The sequence below is a fragment of the Photorhabdus noenieputensis genome (genome assembly GCF_018448935.1).
In the GTDB taxonomy this organism is placed as follows: domain Bacteria; phylum Pseudomonadota; class Gammaproteobacteria; order Enterobacterales; family Enterobacteriaceae; genus Photorhabdus; species Photorhabdus noenieputensis.
Genome location: NZ_RCWC01000104.1, coordinates 1 through 2,103, shown reverse-complemented (window position 1 = coordinate 2,103; position 2,103 = coordinate 1). Strand labels below are relative to the sequence as shown.

At 38.8% G+C, this 2,103-nt stretch carries 2 protein-coding genes and 3 pseudogenes; 3 read left to right on the top strand and 2 right to left on the bottom strand.

Going from position 1 to position 2,103, the window contains the following annotated elements:
- Positions 1–214: pseudogene (locus EAE91_RS23300) on the bottom strand (TetR/AcrR family transcriptional regulator); the annotation flags it as partial.
- 140 nt (positions 215–354) lie between these two features.
- Here EAE91_RS23300 and EAE91_RS23295 point away from each other — a divergent pair.
- From EAE91_RS23295 to EAE91_RS23285, 3 genes and pseudogenes are all read left to right on the top strand, one after another.
- On the top strand, positions 355–1,071 hold the full coding sequence (locus tag EAE91_RS23295; RefSeq protein ID WP_244869011.1) for a Tm-1-like ATP-binding domain-containing protein: 717 nt from the start codon (positions 355–357) through the stop codon (positions 1,069–1,071).
- Between the two features lie 123 nt (positions 1,072–1,194).
- The gene (locus tag EAE91_RS23290) at positions 1,195–1,419 is read left to right on the top strand and encodes a hypothetical protein (protein WP_214090516.1); all 225 of its coding nucleotides are present in this window, start codon (positions 1,195–1,197) and stop codon (positions 1,417–1,419) included.
- 281 nt (positions 1,420–1,700) lie between these two features.
- Positions 1,701–1,916 (top strand): annotated as a pseudogene (locus EAE91_RS23285) (helix-turn-helix domain-containing protein); the annotation flags it as partial.
- A gap of 34 nt (positions 1,917–1,950) precedes the next feature.
- Here EAE91_RS23285 and EAE91_RS23280 read toward each other — a convergent pair.
- Positions 1,951–2,103, bottom strand: a pseudogene (locus EAE91_RS23280) (IS256 family transposase); the annotation flags it as partial.

Genomic DNA, 2,103 nt, shown 5'->3' with positions numbered 1-2,103 from the left:
ATGATCCAATGACTTGTTTTACAACATATTCGACAAAATCACTGTGGGTTGAAAAGTAGCTGCGCAACGTGGCCTTCGCATATTCAGCTTCATTAGCAATCTCTTCAGGAGACGGAAATTTTTTTTCTCGATATAACTTCAGAGCTGAATGAGTGATACGTTCCAGGGTACGACGCCGGACTGGTGACAAATTTTCTTCATCAAACAGGATCATTTAACCCCCTTAAAGTTTTAACCATATAGCATTCACAATAAAAAATATCACTAATGATAAAAAATAACTTGCATGTTGTAAAATATTACAATAGGTTTACATTCGTCTTTGAACTAGGTATACCACATAGGGTGAACACTATGACGCGATTTGTGGTTGTCGTTGGCACAGCAGACACAAAACTGGGCGAGCTGGTCTGGTTGAAATATTGTTTATACCTCGCAGGAGTTGATTCAATCATCATTGATGTGTTTACATCAATTCTTGGGAAAAATTATCAGAATAAAAAGATAGATATTCATTCACTTCCGGTGGCTGAGTATCATCCCTCTGGCTCTGACACTGTTTTTTGTGACGTGCGGAATAAAGCGATAACCGCGATGTCTGTCGCCCTCACGAATTTCCTGAACAGCTCAATCGACGATATCGCGGGAATGATTGGTATCGGCGGAACAACGCTGATCACTCCGGCTATGCAAAGCCTGCCGATCGGTTTGCCTAAAATCATGGTATCCGCGATGACGTCAGGGAATGTCTCGGCCTACGTTAGAGCCAGCGATATTGCCATGCTTTATACGGTAACCGATCTCAACGGACTCAACCGTATTTCTCGTTCAGTCTTGTCTAATGCTGCAAATATGATGGCTGGCTCTGTCAATTATTTTACGCCATTGGCTGATATTCATAAACCCGTTTTAGGGTTGACGATGTCTGGTGTGACAACTCCGTGCATTAATCAGACTAACATTAAAGATTATTTGGCTGTTGTTCGGATTATTACCTGTGAGTTAAGTTTGATTATTGAACCTAAATTAATAAGAAATAAAGTGTTTAAACAAACTGAAAGCATTTTTTAATATGAAATCCCTTTAATGAAATTTACGATTTTTTATTCTAATTAAAATAGAAAACTGTCTTTACTGTTGATCATCAATGAAATAAAAATATCCATGCAATAACAAGGGTTTTAATGATTTGATATGTCAGATAATCAGAAAGAAATTTTAAAACGGCTCAGGCGAGATCCATTGATGAAACCAACGGAATTAGCCGATATTTTTGGGATTGGACATTCATGCACTTCAGGGCATAAAGACATTGTTCACTTTGAACAAAGATGCTCAGCTTTAGTCTTGTCCTTAAAATTCACCAATAATTCCAGCTTATCTCATAATAAAGTAAAAAACTTTTTGGAATCAAAATGAAAATTATTTTGGCAGGGTAATAACGAAAAACATTACTTGCAACAGTAATGGGCATGAATGGCAAGGACGTTTTTTAGTAATAGTAATTTGACAAATAACTAGGAATCATGGTCCTGTGTTCATGGACATTGGTAAGAAACTTTTTGCCGATGTGTCTGTTATTAGCCTTTTCATGGCGGTTCTGGCGGGAGAAATTTTGGTTTTGCTTGCCGGAAATGAACACTGATTCATGCATCCTATTTGAATAGCCACCATAAATCGATTAGGGGAAGTAAACAGAGATGATAACGACTCAAAATGACTGGCATCCGGCAGATATTATTGCTGCATTACGTAAACGTGGCACAACACTTGCCGCATTATCAAGGGAATCGGGACTGAGTTCATCAACACTATCTAATGCATTAATACGCCGGTGGCCTAAAGGGGAGAGGATTATTGCGGACAGACTAGGAGTACATCCTTCAGAAATATGGCCCAGTCGATATTTTAAGAGGGCGTTCAGAATTCTGTGTCACGTTAATTTAGCGGTTACAACGTTATCACATTATCCAAACGCCCTTCAAAGTAAATATAGAGTTGCGACAGCGTTAGATTCCAGCTCTGTATTGGCATTGTCCATTTTTCCTGTGCATTGAGAAGCCCCAGATAAAGCAGTTTCATCAGACTGTTTTCGTTCGGGAA

Excerpts from the sequence above, each read along its gene's own strand:
- EAE91_RS23295 (WP_244869011.1), top strand. The coding sequence starts at position 355 with ATGACGCGATTTGTGGTTGTCGTTGGCACAGCAGACACAAAACTGGGC.
- EAE91_RS23290 (WP_214090516.1), top strand. The coding sequence starts at position 1,195 with ATGTCAGATAATCAGAAAGAAATTTTAAAACGGCTCAGGCGAGATCCA.